17 protein-coding genes are annotated in these 18,466 nt (G+C 73.1%); 12 read left to right on the top strand and 5 right to left on the bottom strand.

Annotation, left to right across the window (positions count from 1 at the left end):
- Positions 1-27: 27 nt before the first annotated feature.
- A complete protein-coding gene (locus ABT026_RS21735; protein WP_351116509.1) occupies positions 28-1,455 on the bottom strand; it encodes an MFS transporter in 1,428 nt (475 codons plus the stop codon).
- A 135-nt stretch (positions 1,456-1,590) separates the two neighbouring features.
- Here ABT026_RS21735 and ABT026_RS21730 point away from each other — a divergent pair, with 135 nt between their 5' ends.
- The 3 genes from ABT026_RS21730 to ABT026_RS21720 are packed head-to-tail and all read left to right on the top strand — an operon-like array spanning position 1,591 to position 3,927.
- On the top strand, positions 1,591-2,340 hold the full coding sequence (locus tag ABT026_RS21730) for a GntR family transcriptional regulator (protein ID WP_351116508.1): 750 nt from the start codon (positions 1,591-1,593) through the stop codon (positions 2,338-2,340).
- Positions 2,337-2,990: a bifunctional 4-hydroxy-2-oxoglutarate aldolase/2-dehydro-3-deoxy-phosphogluconate aldolase gene (locus ABT026_RS21725; protein WP_351116506.1), complete on the top strand. Its 654-nt coding sequence runs from the start codon at positions 2,337-2,339 to the stop codon at positions 2,988-2,990. The genes ABT026_RS21730 and ABT026_RS21725 overlap by 4 nt, the downstream gene beginning before the upstream one ends.
- Positions 2,983-3,927, top strand: a complete 945-nt coding sequence (locus tag ABT026_RS21720; protein WP_351116505.1) for a sugar kinase — start codon at positions 2,983-2,985, stop codon at positions 3,925-3,927. Before ABT026_RS21725 ends, ABT026_RS21720 begins: the two co-directional genes overlap by 8 nt.
- Before the next feature lie 127 nt (positions 3,928-4,054).
- Here the strand turns inward: ABT026_RS21720 and ABT026_RS21715 are convergent, their stop codons facing one another.
- The 4 genes from ABT026_RS21715 to ABT026_RS21700 all read right to left on the bottom strand — a co-directional run bounded on the left by ABT026_RS21715 (position 4,055) and on the right by ABT026_RS21700 (position 8,215).
- Complete coding sequence (locus tag ABT026_RS21715) at positions 4,055-4,750, bottom strand: putative N-acetylmannosamine-6-phosphate 2-epimerase (protein WP_351116503.1); 696 nt, start codon at positions 4,748-4,750, stop codon at positions 4,055-4,057.
- Positions 4,747-5,694, bottom strand: a complete 948-nt coding sequence (locus ABT026_RS21710) for an ROK family protein (protein WP_351116501.1) — start codon at positions 5,692-5,694, stop codon at positions 4,747-4,749. The genes ABT026_RS21715 and ABT026_RS21710 overlap by 4 nt, the downstream gene beginning before the upstream one ends.
- Positions 5,691-6,650 (bottom strand): dihydrodipicolinate synthase family protein, encoded by a 960-nt coding sequence (locus ABT026_RS21705; protein WP_351116500.1) that lies wholly within the window; start codon positions 6,648-6,650, stop codon positions 5,691-5,693. The genes ABT026_RS21710 and ABT026_RS21705 overlap by 4 nt, the downstream gene beginning before the upstream one ends.
- Positions 6,651-6,739: 89 nt before the next feature.
- The gene (locus ABT026_RS21700) at positions 6,740-8,215 is read right to left on the bottom strand and encodes an exo-alpha-sialidase (protein ID WP_351116498.1); all 1,476 of its coding nucleotides are present in this window, start codon (positions 8,213-8,215) and stop codon (positions 6,740-6,742) included.
- A 258-nt stretch (positions 8,216-8,473) separates the two neighbouring features.
- Between ABT026_RS21700 and ABT026_RS21695 the strand changes: the two genes are divergently transcribed.
- From ABT026_RS21695 to rodA, 9 genes are all read left to right on the top strand, one after another.
- Positions 8,474-8,908, top strand: coding sequence for an acyltransferase family protein (locus ABT026_RS21695; protein WP_351116496.1), 435 nt, complete (start codon positions 8,474-8,476; stop codon positions 8,906-8,908).
- 173 nt (positions 8,909-9,081) lie between these two features.
- Positions 9,082-10,557, top strand: coding sequence for a bifunctional tetrahydrofolate synthase/dihydrofolate synthase (folC, locus tag ABT026_RS21690; protein ID WP_502968025.1), 1,476 nt, complete (start codon positions 9,082-9,084; stop codon positions 10,555-10,557).
- A gap of 7 nt (positions 10,558-10,564) precedes the next feature.
- Positions 10,565-10,906: a DUF4233 domain-containing protein gene (locus tag ABT026_RS21685; protein ID WP_351116493.1), complete on the top strand. Its 342-nt coding sequence runs from the start codon at positions 10,565-10,567 to the stop codon at positions 10,904-10,906.
- A gap of 183 nt (positions 10,907-11,089) precedes the next feature.
- Entirely contained in the window at positions 11,090-11,500 is a 411-nt protein-coding gene (gene ndk / locus ABT026_RS21680) for a nucleoside-diphosphate kinase (RefSeq protein ID WP_108955325.1), read from the top strand.
- A gap of 270 nt (positions 11,501-11,770) precedes the next feature.
- Complete coding sequence (locus ABT026_RS21675; protein WP_351116634.1) at positions 11,771-12,790, top strand: rod shape-determining protein; 1,020 nt, start codon at positions 11,771-11,773, stop codon at positions 12,788-12,790.
- Between the two features lie 266 nt (positions 12,791-13,056).
- The gene (gene mreC, locus ABT026_RS21670; RefSeq protein ID WP_351116492.1) at positions 13,057-14,064 is read left to right on the top strand and encodes a rod shape-determining protein MreC; all 1,008 of its coding nucleotides are present in this window, start codon (positions 13,057-13,059) and stop codon (positions 14,062-14,064) included.
- Between the two features lie 19 nt (positions 14,065-14,083).
- Entirely contained in the window at positions 14,084-14,728 is a 645-nt protein-coding gene (gene mreD / locus ABT026_RS21665; protein ID WP_351116490.1) for a rod shape-determining protein MreD, read from the top strand.
- Positions 14,729-14,836: 108 nt separating this feature from the next.
- A complete protein-coding gene (gene mrdA, locus ABT026_RS21660) occupies positions 14,837-17,152 on the top strand; it encodes a penicillin-binding protein 2 (RefSeq protein WP_351116488.1) in 2,316 nt (771 codons plus the stop codon).
- Positions 17,149-18,351 carry a rod shape-determining protein RodA gene (gene rodA, locus ABT026_RS21655; RefSeq protein WP_351116487.1) on the top strand — a complete coding sequence of 401 codons (1,203 nt, stop codon included), beginning with the start codon at positions 17,149-17,151 and terminating at the stop codon, positions 18,349-18,351. Before mrdA ends, rodA begins: the two co-directional genes overlap by 4 nt.
- The last annotated feature ends 115 nt before the right edge of the window (positions 18,352-18,466 follow it).

The raw sequence follows: 18,466 nt of genomic DNA, 5'->3' as shown, positions 1-18,466 counted from the left end.
TCCCGGGGAGCGTGGGAGCGTGGTGGATCAGTTGCCGGCGTGCGTGGTGACACGCGCGGCGGGTGCGGCGGCGGTGGCCGCGGAGGAGACTGCGGCGTCGCCGCGGCCCCAGTCGGCGTACTCGGCGCCGCCACGCCGGCCGGGGGCGGTCTCCGGCATGAAGTACAGGGCGACGATGCTGACCAGGATCAGCGCGGTGACGTACACGGCGACCCAGGTGAAGGATCCGTCACCGGCGATCAGCAGCGCGGCCGCCACGACGGTGAACGGGCCGCTGGCGATCATCGAGCCGAACTGCCAGACCACCGAGACGCCGCTGTAGCGGGCGCGGGCCGGGAACAGCTCGGGGAAGTACGAGGCCTGCGGCGCGTAGGTTCCGGCGTGGCCCAGGGCGAGGCCCGCGATCAGGAGGGCGACGATCACGGCCATGTCGCCGGTCTCGATCGCCTTGAAGGCGGGGACGACCAGGACCAGGTTGAGGACCGCGGCGGTGAGGTAGACCGGCTTGCGGCCCACCTTGTCGGTGAGGCGGCCGAGCAGCGGGATGGCGAGCAGTTCGCAGGCGATGGCTATCAGCACGGAGTTGAGGACCATGCCCTCGTCGACGCCGTGCTCCTTGGCGTACGTCACGAGGAAGACGGTGTAGAAGGGGAAGACCGCTGCCTCGACGAACTTGGTGAACAGGCCGCCGAACAGTTCGCGCTTGTGGTCACGGGCGAGCAGCTTGAGCGGCGCGGTCTGGTGCGCGTTCTGCTGTTCCTTGGCCTTCTGGAAGGTCTCGGACTCGTTGACCCGCAGGCGGATGAAGACGCCGACGGCGACGACCAGGATGCTGAGCAGGAACGGCACCCGCCAGCCCCAGGAGAGGAACGCCTCCTCGGAGAGCTGCGTGGTGAGCAGCGCGAACAGGCCGGTCGGGATGAGGTAGGCGGCCGGCGAGCCGAGCTGGACGAAGCTGGCGAGGAAGCCGCGCCTGCCGGGCGGCGCCGCCTCGGCGGTCAGCAGGACCGCGCCGCCCTGTTCGCCGCCGACGCCGAAGCCCTGGATCAGACGGACCAGGACCAGGATGACGGCGGCCCACATGCCGATCTGGTCGTAGGTGGGCAGCAGGCCGACCGCGAAGGTGCCCAGGCCGGTCAGCAGCAGCGTGAAGACCAGCGCCTTCTTGCGTCCGACCCGGTCGCCGATGTGACCCCACACCAGGCCGCCGAGGGGCCGCGCGAAGAAGCCGACGGCGTAGGTGGAGAACGCGGCGAGGGTGCCCACGGTGGGGTCGACCTCGGGGAAGAAGACCTTGTTGAAGGCGAGCGCCGACGCGGTGCCGTAGATGAAGAAGTCGTAGTACTCGGCGACCGTGCCGACGACCGAGGCGCCGACGGTGCGGCGGACGTCCTTGGACGTCGCCGGCTCGGGGGACGCCGGGGCCGGGGACGCCGTGGCGGGGGTGTTGCTCATCTGCCTGCCTCCTTGCAGGGGGGCGGCCGCATGGACGGGAGGGAGCTGGGGAGAAGCGCCCGGGATGCCTGCGGCCCCTGAGTTCGTCGGCTACCATACAAGTACACCGGACAACGTCAAGAGGGGAGGCCCGGGATGGCTTCGGCGGTCAACGGGTTGCACGCGGCGCGGGCGCGGGGGCGGAACACCAGGCAGCTGGTGTACGAGTTGCTGCGGGCACGGATCGTCGGGCTTGAGCTGAGCCCCGGCGCGGCGCTCTCGGAGAACGACCTGGCCGCCGAGCTCGGCGTGAGCCGGACCCCGGTCCGCGAGAGCCTGATACTCCTCGGCGAGGAGGGCCTGGTGGACGTCTATCCGCAGCTGGGCACCTTCGTCTCGCGGATCCGGCCGCAGGCCGTGGCCTCGGCCCAGTTCGTCCGCGAGGCCCTGGAGCTGGCCGCCCTGCGCGACGGCGTGGCGCAGGCCACCGAGCGCGACGTCCTGGAGCTGCGGGCCCTGCTCGCCGGGCAGGCCGAGGCCGACCGGCGCGGCGACCCGGAGACGTTCTTCCGGCTCGACGAGGAGTTCCACGCCCGCCTCATGGCGGTCGGCGGACACGGCGACGCCTGGTCCGTGGTGGGCCATGCCAAGGCGCACCTGGACCGGGCGCGGCGACTGTCCCTCCCCCTGGAGGACCGGATCACGCTGCTGGTGCAGCAGCACACCGACGTGGTCGACGCCCTGGAGCGGGGCGACGAGGGCGGCGCGGACAGCGCGCTCCGCGGCCACCTGCGGCAGGTGTTCGCCGACGTCGAGACCATCCGCGACCGCCACCCCGAACTGTTCGACGGCGAGGACTCCGCTCCCCCGCGCCGCCGGCCCCGTACGAAGGAGCAGCACCGATGAGCATCCCCCTGAGCCCGATCCTGCTGGAGAGCCGGGTGATCGCGGTGCTGCGCGCCGCGGACGCCTCGCACCTGCGGCCCGCGGCGGAGGCCCTGGCCGAGGAGGGGGTGCGCAGCTTCGAGGTGACGCTGACCACCGCCGGGGGCGTCGACGCGATCGCCGAGCTGGCCGGCTCCCTCGGGCCCGACGTCGAGGTGGGCGCGGGCACGGTCCTCACCCTCGAGGATTTGGACGCGGTGCTGGCGGCCGGGGCCCGGTACGTGGTCACGCCCCACACCGATCCGGAGCTGATCCGCGCGGCCGTGGAGCGGGGCGTGCCGATCGTGCCCGGCGGACTGACGCCGACCGAGCTGCGTACCGGCTGGGCGGCCGGGGCGAGCGCGGTGAAGCTGTTCCCGGCGTCCGCGGTGGGGCCGCGGTACGTGAAGGACCTGCACGGCCCGTTCCCGGCGATGCCGGTGATCCCGTCCGGCGGCGTGGACCGGGCGAGCGCCGGCGAGTGGATCCGGGTCGGCTGCCCGGCCGTCAGCCTGGGCGGTCCGCTGCTCGGCGACGCGCTGTCCGGCGGCGCCCTCGGCGCGCTGCGGGTGCGGGCGCGCGAGGTCGTGCGGAGCGTGCGCGAGGCGGCGGCGGAGGTGTCCGGTGGCTGAGGTCGTCACCCTCGGGGAGACCATGGCGCTGCTCGCGCCCGACCGGGTGGGCGCCCTGGCGCACGTGCCGGGGATGAGCCTGGGCATAGGCGGCGCGGAGAGCAACGTGGCCGTCGGCCTGCGGCGGCTCGGCGTGTCCGCGGCCTGGATCGGGCGGGTCGGCGACGACCCGTTCGGGCAGCGGGTGCTGCGCGAGCTGCGCGGCGAGGGCCTGGACGTGCGGGCGACGGTGGACGCGGGCGCGCCCACCGGGCTGATGGTCAAGGAGCGGCGCACGGCCCGCACGGCCGGGGTCTGGTACTACCGCGCGGGCAGCGCCGGGTCGCGCCTCTCCCCCGCCGACGTGCCGGACGAGGTCTTCCACGACGCGCGTCTGCTGCACGTCACGGGCATCACCCCGGCGCTGTCGGCGTCGGCCGCCGAGGCGGTGCGGCACGCCGTGTCGGCGGCCCGAAAGCGGGGGCTGCTGGTCTCCTTCGACGTCAACCTCCGCACCAAGCTGTGGAGTCCGGCGCAGGCGGCGGAAGCGCTGGCCTGGCTGGTCCGGGAGGCGGACGTGGTGTTCGCCGGGCCGGAGGAGGCCGAGCTGTTCGTGGCCGCGGACGACGATCCGCTCGAGGTGGCGGCGGCGCTGTGCGCGCTGGGGCCGTCGCAGGCGGTCGTGAAGCTGGGCGCGGACGGGTGCGCGGCGGTCGCGGACGGCGAGCGGGTGCGGATGCCCGCGCTGCGGGTCGACGCGGTGGACACGGTGGGGGCGGGCGACGCCTTCGTGGCCGGCTACCTGGCCGAGCTCCTCGCGGGCCGCCCGCTGTCGGAGCGGCTGACCACGGCGTCCGCGACCGGGGCCTTCGCCTGTACGGTCCCGGGCGACTGGGAGGGTCTGCCGACCCGCCGCGAACTGGGCCTGCTCACGGCCTCGGAGAACGTCTCCCGCTGACGTCCCCTCACCCGCTCCGCCCCCGGACGGCCGGATCACGAAGGCTGCCCGGAGGCGGAGGGGTGAACCTCCGGGCAGCCGTCGCGACCCGGCCGTGGGAGTCGGGCGGGCACGGTCGGGTCCCCCGTCACCGCACGAGGGCCTCCGCGAACAGGCGGGTCAGGGCCGTGGGGGCCGTGATGGCGGTGCCGACGACCACGCTCGCCGCGCCGGCGGCCAGCGCCTGGGCGGCCTGGGCCGGCGTCGCGATGCGGCCCTCGGCGACCACCGGGACGTCGATCGCCGCCGCGAGTTCCGCGACGAGCGCCAGGTCGGGGGCCGTCTGCGCCGGGGAGCCCGGCACGTAGCCGGACAGCGTCGTCGAGACGAGGTCGGCGCCGTCCGCGGCGGCGCGGCGCCCCTCGGCGAGGGTGGAGACGTCCGCCATGACCTGGGCGCCCGCCGCGTGCACCGCGGCGACCAGGTCGGCGAAGGTGCTGCCGTCGGGTCGCGGCCGGGCGGTCGCGTCGGCCGCGACCACGGCCGCTCCCGCTTCCACGAGGGCGAGCGCGTGGCGCACGCTCGGCGTGATGTAGACCCCCGTGTCGCCGTCCTTCCACAGCCCGATCACCGGCAGACCGACCGCCGCGACCGTGGCGGCGACGACCTCGGGCTCGTTGACCCGAACGGCCGCCGCGCCGCCGGCCTCGGCCGCCAGGGCCATCCGGACGAGGGTGCCGGTGTGACGCATCGGGTCGCCGGGCGGCGCCTGGCAGGACACGATCAGCCGTCCTCCCAGGGTGTCGGCCAGGTGCTGCTGCGGGAGCGGGGGCGGCGGGGTCATCGGGGAACTCCGGTGGTGTGGGGGTCGTGCAGCGGCAGGGTGCGGGTCAGCGCGGCGGCCCCGAGGACGGCGGCGTCGGCCCCACCGCGCGGCGGAACGGGTCGCAACGTGCTCAGCGGGGGCATGAGTTCGGCGGTGAAGGCGTCGCACAGGGCGTCCCGGTACAGGGCGCCGATGCCCGGCACGCCGCCGGCGACGACGACCCGGTGCGGGCCCAGCGCGTTGGCGAGGCCGCCCAGGACACGGCCGGCCGCGCGGGCGCCGAGGGTGATGGCGGCGGTGGCGTGCGGGTCGCCCAGCGCGGCGCGGGCGGCGACGGTCTGCAGCCGGTCGGCGGGTTCTCCGCCGAGCCGGGCGTAGTGGGCGGTGATGGCGGGCCCCGAGGCGATCGCCTCCAGGTGACCGGTGGCGCCGCAGGTGCACGGCAGTCCGTCCGCCTCGGGGCTCGGCAGGTGTCCGAGGTGGCCGGCCACGCCGCCGGCGCCCTGCAGCATCCGCCCGCCGGCCGCGATCGCGCCGCCCACCCCGGTGCCGACGGCCGCGTAGATCAGGGTGCCGTCCTCGCCGAGGTCCGCCAGTTCGGTGGCCGCCGCCGCCCGGACGTCGTTGTCGCAGGCCACCCGCAGGCCGGTGCGGGCGGCGAGGCCCGCGGCCAGGGCGGTGCCGGCCCAGCCGCGGAGGGTGTCGGTGGCGCTGGTGACCGTCCCGGACACGGGGTCGATCACCCCGGCCGCGGCGACGCCCACCGCGGTGGCGCCCGGCGCCCAGACCTCGCGGGCGGCCTCGGCCAGGGCGTCGAGGACCGCCTCGGGCCCGCCGGTCGCCGGGGTGGGGCGGGTGTGCCGGACCAGGACGGCGCCGTCGGCGCCGACCAGTGCGGCGGCGATCTTCGTGCCGCCCAGATCGAGGCCGACGGCCGGCGTCCAGGTGTCGTGCCCGGTCATCGGACCGGCAGCAGCGCGGCGTCGCGCAGGTGCCGCACGACGTGGGCCACGCAGACCTCGTCCAGCTGGATCTGCGAGCCGGCGGTGGTGCCGTGGGTGAACACGCCGAGCAGCCGCAGCGCGTGCTTGAAGGCGCCGATGGCCGAGGAGTTGCGGCCCATGTCGCTCTCCGGTCCGGCGTCCACCAGGCCGAACAGCTGGACCAGCCGCTCCTGCTCCCGGACCGCGCGGTCGAGGTCGCCGGCGCGCACGGCGTCGTAGAGGCGGACGTAACCGGCCGGGTCCACGTTGCCGAGGCCCGGCACCACTCCGTCCGCGCCGGCCAGCAGGGCGGCGTCGACGGTCAGTTCGGAGCCGGTGAGGATGCTGAAGGAGGGGGCGGGGCCGTCGGCGCGGCCGTCGCGTCCGCCCAGGGCGACGATCAGGCGGCGCAGTCCTCCCTCGTCGCCGCTGCTGTCCTTGAGGCCGGCCAGGGTGCCGTCCTCGGCGAGCTCGCGCACCAGGGCGGTGGAGAGCTTGCTGTGCACGGAGACCGGCAGGTCGTAGGCGTACAACGGCAGTTCGGCCCGCTCGCGGACGGTGCGGAAGTGGAGCGCGATCTCGCGGGGGTGGGTGCGGGCGTAGAAGGGGGCGGTGGCCACCAGGGCGTCGGCGCCGGCCTTGCGGGCGGCCTCGGCGTGGACGAGCACCCGCGGGGTCGTCATGTCGATGACGCCGGCGAGCACCGGGACGCGTCCCGCGGCGGCCTCCACCACGGTCTCCAGGGCCACCGCCCGCTGCCGGTCGGTGAGGAAGGCGACCTCGCTGCTCGAGCCCAGGGCGAACAGCCCGTGCACGCCGCCCGCGACGAGGTGCTCGACGAGGCGCGCGAGCGACGCGGTGTCGACCTCGCCCGACGCGTCCAGGGGGGTGCAGACGGGCGGCACGACGCCGCGCAGTGGCTGGGACGAGGACATGGCTGTCTCCTGGGGCTTGCGAGAGGTGGTTCGAGAGGGGATCGGCCGGCCGCCGTGGCGGGGAGGCTCGGCGGCCGGCCGGGATCGGCCTACGAGGCGGTGACCGTGAGGGTCGCGTCGCCGTAGGAGTGCTGGGTGCCGCGGACCTGGTAGTCCGCGGTGACCGCCACGCTGCCGGCGGCCGTGCCGGCCGGGACGGTGACGGGGATCTTGACGTTGGCGCCCTGCCCCGGCTTGAGCGCGGGCATGGCGACGGAGGGGGCGCTCCAGCCGGAGGGCAGCTTGAGCGAGACCGCGCCGGCGGGCAGGTCGACGTCGTTCTGGCTGACGACGCGGACGGTGACCTCGGTGGTGCGGCCCGCGGGCAGGCCGGCGGGCGGGGTGACGGTGACCGGGGCGCAGACCCCGCCGAGCCAGGCGAGGTCGAAGGACGAGTAGGTGATGTGCTGGTGGTTGGCACGCTCCCACAGCAGGCCGACCCGGGCGTTGCCCATGCCGTCGCCGAGCGGGGTGAGCGTCGAGTAGGCGGCGGAGCCGGCCTCGACCACCTTGCGCACCGGCCAGTTGTTCCCGTTGTCGCAGGACAGGCGGACGGTGAGGTTGCTGCGGCTGTTGGTGGTGGCCGTGTTGCTGAACAGCAGCCAGGAGGCCCGGGGGTGGGAGGGGGCCGCGTCCGGCGCGAACCGGATGACGGAGCCGTTGTTCGCGGGGTCGGGCAGTTCGGTGTCGCGCTGGAAGGGGGTGTAGGTGACGCCGCCGTCCGAGGAGTGGGCGACCGTGCGGTAGGGCGCGGAGCGGTTGTTGAGCATGACGCGGCCGTCGGAGAGCTCGACGGTCTTGTTCTCGTCGCCGCCCGGTCCGACGGGGGTGCCCATCCTCCAGGTGGCGCCGTGGTCGTCGCTGTAGGCGCTGACCGCGTAGTTGGCGCCGTTGTTCCGGATGGCGTACTGCTGGATCAGCCGGCCCTTGTGGGCGCCCTGCCGCAGCTGGATGCCCTCGCCGGAGGCGGCGAACATGCCCGCCCAGGCCGGGTTCTTGATCTCGGCGGTGATCCGTTCGTGCTTCCAGGTCAGGCCGTCGTCGTCGGAGTAGCTGTAGTCGGCCTGGAGGACGTCCGGGTCGCTCTCGTCGTTGCCGGTCGCCGAGCCGAAGAAGCCCTGGTTCACGGAGGCCGCGTAGAAGACGAAGATCCGTCCCGTCACCCGGTCGACGAGGAGGCTGGGGTCGCCGTACCCCTTGGGCGCGGCGTCCTTGCGCACGACCTGCTGTGCCTGCCAGGTGGCGCCGCCGTCGGTGCTGCGCCGCATGACGACGCCGAGGTTGCCGGGGAGGTCGCCGAGGGTGGGGCGGGCGTCGTAGGCGGCGATCAGGGTGCCCTTGGTGGTCCTGGTCAGGGCGGGGATGCGGTAGTAGGGGGAGCCGGTGCCCGCGGTGGCGATGTCCTGCGAGGTGAGGGCGGCCGCGGCGACGGCGCCGCTCTGCGCGGGGGCGCCGGTGGCGCCGGTGGTGAGGCCGAGCAGGGTCAGACAGGCGGTGCCGAGGACCAGGGAGACTCTTCGCTGCATGGACGTGCCTCTTCTCGGGAGTGCGGTCGGACGGTCGGGACGTGCGCGGAGCGGTGGAACACCGGGGCCCGGGACCTAGGGCCTGTCCGGCGGATCATGCACGTGGGTCGCGGGGTCTGGCACGCACTCCCCCACGCTCGGCTTCGCTCGCGCGGGAGGGACCCCCACGCGGCGTTGTCGTCGGTCGACGACGCTCCGCGTCGCCTCCCTCCTCCGCCTTGCAGCCGCACGCACCAGACCCCGCTCAGGCCCGTTGACATGCGAACCGGCAGCAAGAACGGCATGATCCGCCGGACAGACCCTAGGAGCCTCGGCCCCCGGTGGGCGTGGGCGGCCGCCGCGGCGGCGGGATGCGCCGCGGTCGGCGCGTACCAGTTCGGGTTCCGGTTCCCCGCCGCCTACGCCACGCTGCCGGTGGCCGTGCTGACGCTCGCCGTCCTGGCCGCCGTGCGCGGCGTCCGGGTGCCGCAGCGGTGGCGGGGCGTGGTGCGACGGCTGTCGGAGGCCTCGTTCGGGGCCTATCTGGTGCACCTGGCGTTCGTCGCGCCGCTCGGCGGGGCGGTGGCCGCGCGGGTCGCCCCGGGCCCGCCCGCGGCGGGGGCGCTCGGCGCGACCGCGCTGGTCTGCGCGGCCGCGTCGTTCGGCGCCGCGCACCTGTGGGGGCGGCTGCGGCTGAGGGCCTGGCTGGGGTGACCCGCGCCGGGGGGAGGGCCGCCCCGAGGCGGGAGCGGACGACGGGGCCGTGACAGGGCCACGACCGGGGCGGACCGGGCCGGTGCCCGCGGACGAACCGTGTCGTACCCGGAACGTAGACTGGCCCCGTGAGTGAGCTCCCCCCGGACGACAGCAGTGAGCGCCCCGACCCGATGGACGCCTTCGAAGAGATCATCTCGGAGGAGACCGAGCGTGATCCCGACCTGGCGGTGATCGAGGCCGGCAGCCGCACCCTGCGCACCCAGGGCGGCCCGCCCAGCGCCGACGTGCCGGCCCGCCCCGAGGACCCGGAGATCGACCGGGCCCTGCGCGAGGTGGAGCAGGAGCTCGCCGGCCGCTGGGGCGAGACCAAGCTGGAGCCCTCCGTCAGCCGCATCGCCGCGCTGATGGACGTGCTCGGCGACCCGCAGCGCTCCTACCCGTCGATCCACATCACGGGCACCAACGGCAAGACCTCCACCGCCCGCATGATCGAGGCCCTGCTCGGCGCCTTCGAGCTGCGCACCGGCCGCTACACCAGCCCGCACGTGCAGTCGGTCACCGAGCGGATCAGCCTGGACGGTCACCCGATCAGCGCCGAGCGGTTCATCGAGACCTACCGGGACATCCAGCCGTACGTCGACATGGTCGACACGGCGCAGGAGTACCGGCTCTCCTTCTTCGAGGTGCTCACCGGCATGGCCTACGCGGCCTTCGCCGACGCGCCCGTCGACGTGGCCGTCGTCGAGGTCGGCATGGGCGGCACCTGGGACGCCACCAACGTCATCGACGCCGACGTCGCCGTGATCACCCCCATCGACCTGGACCACACCGACCGCCTCGGCTCCACCACCGGCGAGATCGCCACCGAGAAGGCCGGGATCATCAAGGACGACGCCACCGTGGTGCTCGCCCAGCAGCCGGTGGACGCGGCCCAGGTGGTGCTGAAGACCTCCGTGCGCAAGAACGCCACCGTGGCCCGCGAGGGCCTGGAGTTCGGCGTGCTGTCGCGGCAGGTCGCGGTCGGCGGCCAGATGATGACCCTGCGCGGCCTGGGCGGCGAGTACCAGGAGGTCTACCTCCCGCTGCACGGCGCCCACCAGGCGCACAACGCGGCCGTCGCCCTCGCCGCGGTCGAGGCGTTCTTCGGCGTCGGCGGCGCGCGCCCCGGCCCGCTCGACATCGACACGGTGCGCCGGGCGTTCGCCGCGGTGTCCTCGCCGGGCCGCATGGAGGTCGTGCGGCGCTCGCCCACCGTGGTCCTGGACGCCGCCCACAACCCGGCCGGCGCGCGGGTCACCGCCGAGGCGATCGGCGAGGCCTTCGACTTCAGCAGGCTGATCGGCGTGGTCGGCGCGAGCGGTGACAAGAACGTGCGCGGGCTGCTGGAGGCGTTCGAGCCGATCTTCGCCGAGGTCGTGGTCACCCAGAACTCCAGCCACCGGGCGATGGACGCCGACGAGCTGGCCGCGATCGCCGTCGAGGTGTTCGGCGAGGAGCGGGTCCAGGTCGAGCCGCGGCTGCCGGACGCGCTGGAGGCGGCGATCACGCTCGCCGAGGAGGAGGGCGAGTTCGCCGGCGGCGGCGTACTGGTCACCGGATCCGTCATCACGGTCGGCGAGGCCCGGCTGCTCCTGAGGAAGGGCTGACTTCCCCGTGCGTACCCTCTGTGCTTCCACCCTCATCGGTGAGTTCTTCGTCATCGGCTTCGCCGGACTGGTCGCCATGAAGAACCCCGACCTGTCCATGACGACGGTGTGGACGGTGTGCGGGATCGGCATGCTGCTGTCCGTGCTGCTCTGCGGCGTGATCACCCGGCCCGGCGGCGTGGCGATGGGCTGGGTCCTCCAGATCGCCCTGATCGCCTCCGGGTTCGTGGTCCCGATGATGTTCGGGCTGGGCGTCGTCTTCGCCGCGCTGTGGTGGGCCTCCGTCCACTACGGCCGCCAGATCGACGCCGCCAAGGCCGCCCGCGCGGCGGCCGCCCCGGCCGCCTGAGCCTCCCGCCGCACCCGCGGGTCGCGGACCGCCGCCCTTCGGGGCGGCGGCCGGTACCCGGTGGGCGGCGGCCGCTGCCCTGTGGGGCGGCGGGTCGGCGTCCCTCGGTGAGGGGGCACGGTGAGGGGGAGATAGGCTCTGGGCCTGATCATCACCCACCCGTACAGCCCACCGGGAGCCCGCATGCAGCGCACCCTTGTCCTCCTCAAGCCCGACGCCGTCCGTCGCGGCCTGACCGGCGAGATCATCAGCCGTATCGAGCGCAAGGCGGGCTGGAGCATCACCGCCCTGGAACTCCGCACGCTGGACCAGGGCACCCTCGAGCAGCACTACGGCGAGCACAAGGGCAAGCCCTTCTACGAGCCGCTGGTCGCCTTCATGGCCTCCGGCCCGGTCGTCTCGATGATCGTCGAGGGTGAGCGTGTGATCGAGGGCATCCGCCGCCTCGCCGGCCCCACCGACCCGATCGAGGCCCAGCCCGGCTCCATCCGCGGCGACTTCGGCGTCATCACCCGGGAGAACCTCATCCACGCCTCGGACTCCGAGGAGTCCGCCGAGCGCGAGATCAAGATCTTCTTCCCCGGCCGCGGCTGACCGTCACGCCTTTGCCCGGCGGCCGGCCCGGCCCGCCGGCGGCGGACCCGCTTGGGGGAACCTTTCCCTCCGACGGCACGTCACCACAGGCGTACACCTCCGTCATCTGGTGAGAATGGCGGAGACCCTCGCGCAGTGTCCGGGGGCGGGCGAGACTACGATGTAGAGCCTTGCAAGCCTTCACGTCACAGCACCCACCCTTGCCGTCCCCACCGCAAGCGGCTTCACGCTCAACGTGGGACGGCCAGACGAATCCTGATGGGGAACTCAATGTCGTTCATCGGCCGTGACATGGCTGTCGACCTCGGGACCGCCAACACGCTGGTGTACGTGAGGGGTCGCGGGATCGTACTCAACGAGCCGTCGGTCGTCGCGATCAACACCAACACCGGCGGCATCCTCGCGGTCGGGGCCGAGGCCAAGAAGATGATCGGCCGCACCCCCGGCAACATCGTGGCGGTGCGCCCGCTGAAGGACGGCGTGATCGCCGACTTCGAGATCACCGAGCGGATGCTGCGGTACTTCATCCTGAAGATCCACAAGCGCCGCTACCTCGCCCGCCCGCGGGTCGTGGTGTGCGTGCCCTCCGGCATCACCGGGGTGGAGCGCCGCGCCGTCATCGAGGCGTCGACCCAGGCCGGCGCGCGCCAGGTGCACATCATCGAGGAGCCCATGGCGGCCGCCATCGGCTCCGGCCTGCCGGTCCACGAGGCCACGGGCAACATGGTGGTGGACATCGGCGGCGGCACCACGGAGGTCGCGGTCATCTCCCTGGGCGGCATCGTGACCGCCCAGTCGATCCGGGTCGCCGGCGACGAGCTGGACAACGCGATCATCCAGCACGTCAAGAAGGAGTACTCGCTGCTCCTCGGCGAGCGGACGGCCGAGCAGATCAAGATCTCGATCGGCTCCGCGTACGACCTCGACAAGGAGGAGCACACCGAGATCCGCGGCCGTGACCTCGTCTCCGGTCTGCCGAAGACCGTGGTCATCTCCGCCGCGGAGGTCCGCAAGGCGATCGAGGAACCGGTCAACGCGATCGTCGACGCCGTCAAGACCACCCTGGACAAGTGCCCGCCCGAGCTCTCGGGCGACGTCATGGACCGGGGCATCGTCCTCACCGGCGGCGGCGCCCTGCTCCGCGGCCTGGACGAGCGGCTGCGCCGGGAGACCGGCATGCCGATCCACATCGCCGAGGACCCGCTGGACAGCGTGGCGCTCGGCTCCGGCAAGTGCGTCGAGGAGTTCGAGGCGCTCCAGCAGGTGCTGGACGCCCAGCCCCGTCGCTGACGCCGACCGGGTGACACGTCGTCACCCGGTCGCCGTACAGGGCTGACCCGTGCGGCGGACGTTCGGCCGGACCCGGAACTCCGGCGTCCGGCCCAGGCGTTTCTCCGGCGGAAACGCACATCTCCGGCACGGCGCGGCCGACGCGCCGCCGCCGGGGCGGAAAGACGCAGCAGGACGACAGACACAGCAGGACGACAGACACAGCAGGACGACAGACACAGCAAGTCCGTACGACCATTCCGACAAGGAAGGCACGGCCGCCGCACGTGAGGGACACACGAGAGAGCCGGCTGCTCCTGGTGCTGCTGGTCGCGATCGCGTTCGCGCTGATCACGGTGGACATCAGGGGTGGGAAGGACTCACCCGTCGACGGCGCCCGGCATGCCGCGGCAGCCGTCTTCGGCCCGATCGAGAACGGCGTCGCCTCCGCGGTCGATCCGGTCGGCAACGCCGTCGCCGCCGTCCGCGACTCCGGCGAGCGCCACGACCGGCTCACCGAGCTGGAGCAGGAGAACGCCGCGCTGAAGGCGGAGCTCGGCAGCGACGCGCGCGACCGCAGCAGGCTGCGCCAGTTCGAGAAGATGCTGGCCACCGCCGGGGCCGGCCAGTACAAGATCAAGGGCGCCCAGGTGGTGGGCATCGGCGCCGCCCAGGGCTTCTCCTGGACGGTCACGCTCGACGTCGGCGCCAACGACGGCATCACGCGCGACATGACGGTGCTCAACGGCGACGGCCTGGTCGGCCGGGTCACCACGGTGGGCCCCGAGACGGCCACCGTCCTGCTGGCCAGCGACCCCGACTTCACCGTCGGCACCCGTATGGAGGACGGCGACGAGCTCGGCTTCGCCTCCGGCCAGGGAGACCGGCCGCTGCGGGTCCAACTGCTCAACGGCAAGGCCAAGGTGGAGAAGGGCGACCGTCTGGTCACCTTCGGCTCCCAGGGGGACAGGCCCTTCGTGCCCGGCGTTCCGGTCGGCGTCGTCTCGCGCGTCGACCCGGCCGGCGGCGACCTGACCCGTACGGTCTACGTCACGCCCTTCGTCGGCTTCACCCAGCTGGACATCGTCGGCGTCGTCGTCCAGGGTCCCGGGAAGGACCCGCGCGACAGCGTGCTGCCGCCCAAGCCCAAGCCCAAGCCCGTCCCCACGGTCACCGTCACCGTCACCCCGGGCGCGAAGCCGGAGGGTGAGGCGGGCCAGGACGGCCAGGCAGCCCAGGACGGCGCCCGGCAGCAGGACGGGCAGCAGCCGCAGCAGGAACAGGACGAACAGTAGGAACTGGGGGGATTTACCCATGAAATTGAACCGGATCCTGCTCTCCGGCACCCTGGTGGTGGTCGCTCTGGTGCTCCAGATCAGCGTCCTCGCCAGGCTCCAGCTGCCCGGGGCCGTCCCCGACCTGCTGCTGCTCACCGTCCTCGGTCTGGCCCTGGTCTACGGGCACACCGGCGGCGCGCTGATCGGCTTCACGGCCGGTCTCCTCGCCGACCTGGCCCCGCCCGCCGACCACGCGGCCGGGCGGTACGCGCTGGTGCTCTGCGTCGTCGGCTACCTGGTCGGTCTCGCCCGGCCCGACAACGGGCGGCTGCGCAGCGCGGTCGGCCCGATGGCCGTGGTGGTCGCCGCCGCGGTCGGCTCCACCCTGCTCTACGCGGGCGTCGGCGCCCTGGTCGGCGACACCGCCGCCCGCGACGTCGGCCTCGGCTCGCTGGCGTTCACCGCCGCCCTCTACGACCTGCTGCTCACCCCCTTCGTGGTGCCCGGCGTGATGGCGCTGGCCCGCCGCGCGGAGAACGACCCGCTGGCCGACTCGTCCTCCGCGGCGGGCGGCGGCGCCTCCACCGGCTCGGGCTGGCTGGTCTCCGGCACCCCGGGCCTCAGCCGCTCCCGCGGCCGGGTCCGCGTCGGCGCCCGCCTGAAGGGCGTGAAGCGTCTGTGAGCACCTCCCTCCCGTCCTCCAGCTGCCACCCCTCACCGAATGGGCTGCGCCCATGAGCAATGCCCTCCCGTCGCCCGACCACCGCCCCTCACCGAATGAGCTGCGCCCATGAGCAACATTCCTGAGACGGGGCGCAGTCCCCGGGTCCAGATCCGCCTGGTGGTTCTCCAGATCCTGGTCCTCTCCCTGCTCGCCACCCTCGGCGGACGCCTCTGGTACCTCCAGGTGCGCAACGGCGCTGAGTACGCGGCCGAGGCCAGCGGCAACCACGTCCAGCAGGTCGTCCAGCCCGCCACCCGCGGCGAGATCCTCGACGCGCGCGGCGTGGCCATCGCGGACAACGAGAACCGTCTGGTCGTCTCCGCCTCCCGCACCGACCTGCTGAAGATGGACGACGACGGCAAGGGCGTCCTCACCAAGCTCGCCGGCGTCCTCGGCATGAAGCCGAAGGAGGTGATCGAGAAGGTCCGCCTCTGCGACTCCAAGACCCCGCAGCCCTGCTGGAACGGTTCGCCCTACCAGCCGATCCCGATCACCGACGAGGCGACGCCGCGTCAGGCCCTGCAGATCCGCGAGCGCGGCGAGGACTTCCCCGGCATCACCGCCGAGCCGGCCTCGGTCCGCCGCTACGCGAGCCCCGGCGGCTCCAACACCGCCCAGGTCCTCGGCTACCTGTCGCCCGTCACCGACGAGGAGATCCAGAAGGCCCAGGACACCGACTCGCCGTACCTGCGCTCCGACCAGGTCGGCCGCTCCGGCCTGGAGCGCCAGTACGACAAGGTGCTGCGCGGCAAGGCCGGCGTCACCAAGTACGAGGTGGACAACCTCGGCCGCGTCATGGGCGACCCCGAGGTCGACCGCGGCGTCCCCGGCTCGCACCTGGTCACCAGCATCGACGCCCGCGTGCAGCGGGTCGCCGAGTACGAGCTGGACCAGGCGATGAAGGCCGCCCGCCAGGAGTGGGACCGCAACACCAACGAGCAGTACAAGGCGGACGCCGGCGCGGTCGTCGTGATGGAGGCGAAGACCGGGCGGGTCGTCGCCATGGCGTCCAACCCGAACTACGACCCCAACGCCTGGGTCGGCGGGATCTCCGCCAAGGACTACGCCAAGATGACCGGCAAGAAGTCCAACTACCCGCTGCTCAACCGGGCCATCCAGGGTCAGGCGGCCCCCGGCTCCATCTTCAAGGTGGTCACCACGGCCGGCGCGGTCAAGGCCGGCTACCCGTTCGACGGCAGCTACCAGTGCTCCAGCGACTACTCCATCGGCAGCCAGGTCTTCAAGAACTTCGAGTCCGCCAACCACGGCATGATCAGCCTCGGCCGGGCGCTCGAGGTCTCCTGCGACACCGTCTACTACCGCCTCGCGCACGAGGAGTGGAAGAAGGACGGCGGCACCAAGCCGAAGAAGAAGGCCAAGGACTACTTCTACAAGGCCGCCCACCAGTTCGGCCTCGGCGAGGAGACCGGTATCGACCTGCCCAACGAGGTCTCGGGCCGCATCCCGGACCGCGACTGGAAGCAGGAGTACTGGGAGGCCAACAAGGACTACTGGTGCAAGCACGGCAAGAAGGACGGCGACTACGTCGAGCGCATCGAGTGGGAGAACTGCCACGGCGGCAACGAACTGCGCGCCGGTGACTCGGTGAACTACTCCATCGGCCAGGGCGACACCCTGGTCACGCCGATCCAGATGGCCGCCATCTACGGGGCCATCTCCAACGGCGGCACCCTGTACGCGCCCACCGTCGGCAAGGCCGTGATCAGCCCGGACGGGAAGACGGTCGAGGAGATCGCGCCCCGGCGCAACGGCAAGCTCCCGGTCGGCAAGGCCACCCTCAAGGAGATGGACGAGGCCCTCGCGGGCGTCGCCACCCGCGGTACCGCGGCCTGGAGGTTCGGCGGCTGGCCGCAGGACAAGATCCCGATGCACGCCAAGACCGGTACCGCGGAGGTCTACGGCAAGCAGACCACCTCCTGGTTCGCCACGTACACCAAGGACTACACGATCGTCATGACGATCTCCCAGGGTGGTACGGGTTCCGGGGCCTCCGGTCCGGCCGTGCGCAAGATCTACGACGCGCTGTACGGCGTCCAGCCGGACGGCTCCATCGACAAGAAGCGGGCGCTGCTGCCCGAGCCGCAGAAGAAGCTGCCCAAGCTGCGCCCCGACGGCACGGTGGACAGCCCCAAGATCGACGAGGACCCGGTGAAGGCGCTGCAGAAGGCCGCCGAGAACGGGCAGCAGGCCGGCGCGACCGGCGGCGACCCGGCCCAGCCCCCGCCGGACGAGACCGCCGGCGACCCCGCGGGCGGCGCGCCGCCCGAGCAGCCGGCGGGCAGGGTGGAGCAGACCGCGACCGGGAACAGGGCCACCCGCCGCCGTTCCGGGCGCCGTGCGACAGGAGGCAGGTGCTCATGACTGTCGGCGCGAACAGCTTCTCCGTCTCCGGGTACGGGCCCGAGCGGTCCGCCTTGGCCCGTCTGCTCGCCCGCGACTCGGCGGCCCGGCGCCTGGACTGGCCGATACTGCTGTCGGCCCTGGCGCTCTCGCTGATCGGCACGGTGCTGGTCTACTCGGCGACCCGCAACCGCACCGAGCTCAACCAGGGAGACCCGTACTACTTCCTGATCCGGCACCTGCTCAACACCGGCATCGGCATCACCCTGATGATCGGCGTCGTCTGGCTCGGCCACCGCACCCTGCGCGGCGCGGTGCCGATCCTGTACGGGCTGTCGGTGGTCCTGATCCTGCTGGTCCTCACGCCGCTGGGCGCCACCATCAACGGCGCCCACGCGTGGATCCAGATCGGCGGCGGCTTCTCGCTCCAGCCGTCGGAGTTCGTCAAGATCACCATCATTCTCGGCATGGCGATGCTGCTCGCGGCCCGCGTCGACGCGGGCGACCGCGAGCACCCCGACCACCGGACGGTCGTGCAGGCGCTCGGGCTGGCCGCGCTGCCCATGCTGATCGTGATGCTGATGCCCGACCTCGGCTCGGTCATGGTGATGGTGGTCATCGTGCTGGGCGTGCTGCTGGCCTCGGGCGCCTCCAACCGGTGGGTGCTCGGGCTGATCGGCGCCGGAGCGGTCGGGGCGATCGCGGTCTGGCAGCTCGGGATCCTCGACGAGTACCAGATCAACCGCTTCGCCGCCTTCGCCAACCCCGAACTCGACCCGGCCGGCGTCGGCTACAACACCAACCAGGCCCGCATCGCCATCGGCTCCGGCGGCCTCACCGGCTCGGGCCTCTTCCAGGGCTCGCAGACCACCGGCCAGTTCGTGCCCGAGCAGCAGACCGACTTCATCTTCACCGTCGCCGGCGAGGAGCTCGGATTCGTCGGGGCGGGACTGATACTGCTGCTGCTCGGCGTGGTGCTGTGGCGGGCCTGCCGCATCGCGCGCGAGACCACCGAGCTCTACGGCACGATCGTCGCCGCGGGGATCATCGCCTGGTTCGCCTTCCAGGCCTTCGAGAACGTCGGCATGACGCTCGGCATCATGCCGGTGGCGGGTCTGCCGCTGCCGTTCGTGTCCTACGGAGGCTCGTCCATGTTCGCCGTCTGGATCGCGGTCGGCCTCCTCCAGTCCATCCGCCTGCAACGGCCCGTGTCGGCCTGAGGCGTCCGGACGTGAAGGAGGCGGCCCCCCACCCGCACGGGTGGGGTTACACCTCGAGGTGGCCGTCGGCGGCGAGGTGGTCGGCGTCGGCGAGGCGCTCCAGCGCGGTGTCGAC

This window comes from Streptomyces sp. NPDC002734 (assembly GCF_040295685.1).
Taxonomy (GTDB): Bacteria; Actinomycetota; Actinomycetes; order Streptomycetales; family Streptomycetaceae; genus Streptomyces.
This window is presented reverse-complemented; position numbering and strand designations above follow the sequence as displayed.